The 704-nt window shown below is 61.5% G+C and carries 2 protein-coding genes; one reads left to right on the top strand and one right to left on the bottom strand.

Annotated features, from left to right (window positions below; all coding sequences use genetic code 11):
• Nucleotides 1–83: 83 nt before the first annotated feature.
• Complete coding sequence (locus tag F6Q13_RS18790; protein WP_293059747.1) at nt 84–368, top strand: DUF3024 domain-containing protein; 285 nt, start codon at nt 84–86, stop codon at nt 366–368.
• Nucleotides 369–381: 13 nt separating this feature from the next.
• Here F6Q13_RS18790 and F6Q13_RS18785 read toward each other — a convergent pair.
• Nucleotides 382–704, bottom strand: a 323-nt coding sequence (locus F6Q13_RS18785) for an IS30 family transposase (protein WP_293059744.1), incomplete at its 5' end; no start/stop codon positions are given.

The following is a 704-nucleotide window of genomic DNA, read 5'->3' as shown; positions in this document are numbered from 1 at the left end:
CTCTCGAATCACCCGAGAAGCCTGCCAGCATTGGGTAATTTTCCAAGCCCATCTCAGCGGCGAAGTCAGACGCAAACCACAGGGTGCCTGCCGAGATTCGTGACGAGGTCCGCGTTGAGGTGGACGTTGCTGAGCGTCATCTGACGATCGTGGAGTGCCGCCGATCGTGGCGAGCAGATGCGGGCGCGGAGTGGATCCGGTTTCCGATCGCTGGGCTGCGCTACACGAAGACCACGGGCATGTGGTCGTTGTATTGGCGTGATCGCAACTTGCGTTTCCATGCCTATGATTTGGTGTCGCCCACTGCCGGTGTTGAGGAATTACTCGTTGAGCTCGATCGCGATCCCACTGCGATCTTTTGGGGCTGATCAACCATGCGGCTTATGCGGTCCTGCCCGTGACGACGGCGTCGGTGATCAGGTCGGCGGGTCGGGCCCAGCCGAGGGTTTTGCGGGGCCGGTCGTTGAGTTCGTCGGTGACGCGTTGCAGTTGCCCGGGTGAGATGTGGGCCAGGTCAGAGCCTTTGGGAAAGTAGTCGCGCAGCAAGCCGTTGGTGTTCTCGTTGGAACCTCGCTGCCACGGCGAGTGCGCGTCACAGAAGAACACGCGTGTGCCGATGCGGGCGGTGATCTGTTGGTGCAGCGCAAGTTCTTTGCCCTGATCCCAGGTCAGCGTCCGCCGAAGATGGGCGCGAAGAGCGCCCA

The organism is Mycobacterium sp., from assembly GCF_008709575.1.
GTDB lineage: Bacteria > Actinomycetota > Actinomycetes > Mycobacteriales > Mycobacteriaceae > Mycobacterium.
Note: the sequence above shows the minus strand (reverse complement) of the source record. Positions and strands in the feature narration are given on the sequence as shown.